Here is a 707-nt window from a genome sequence, read left to right on the forward strand (position 1 = left end):
ACCCGAGACCACGGTCACGACCAGGTCCTCCGGACGGTACGTGGCGATCGCGGTCGCCGACTGGCAGCCCGGTGACGCCCGGCTGACCCACGCGGAGGTGTTCGGTGCCTGAACCGGCGGGATCGACCACGGTCTGACACCCGTGGCCCGAAACGACGACGGCGGGGCTGGTGCGGATAGCACCAGCCCCGCCGCCGACAGATTCAGCGCAGGGGGGTCAGCCGGTCGGTGCCCAGGCGCTCCTGGAGGACCTTCGGGACCAGGACGCTGCCGTCGGCCTGCTGGTACTGCTCCAGGATGGCCGGGAAGAGCCGGCTCGTCGCCAGCGCCGAGCCGTTGAGCGTGTGCACGAAACGGGTCTGCTTGCCGCCCGGCTCGCGGTAGCGGATGGCCGCCCGACGAGCCTGGTAGTCGCCGGCCCAGGACACCGACGACACCTCCTTGTACTTGCCGGTGCTCGGCATCCACACCTCGATGTCGAGCGTCTTCTTCATCGAGGCACTGGCGTCACCGGCCGAGAGCAGCGTGCGCTGGTAGTGCAGGCCGAGCCCCTCGACCAGGCTCTCGGCGTGGGCGAGCATCTCCTCCAACGCCGCGTCGGCCTGCTCCGGCAGGGTGAACTGGAAGATCTCCACCTTGTTGAACTGGTGCCCCCGCACCGTGCCGCGCTCGTCCGAGTGCGAACCGGCCGACTCCCGCCGGTAACA

At 70.0% G+C, this 707-nt stretch carries 1 protein-coding gene; it reads right to left on the reverse strand.

Features of this window, described 5'->3' with window-relative positions; genetic code table 11:
* Nucleotides 1-203: 203 nt before the first annotated feature.
* A partial coding sequence (locus KBX53_RS34885) for an aminoacyl--tRNA ligase-related protein (RefSeq protein WP_305798017.1) occupies nt 204-707 on the reverse strand: 504 nt, incomplete at its 5' end.

The sequence above is a fragment of the Micromonospora sp. M51 genome, from assembly GCF_018070305.1.
Lineage (GTDB): Bacteria > Actinomycetota > Actinomycetes > Mycobacteriales > Micromonosporaceae > Micromonospora > Micromonospora parva.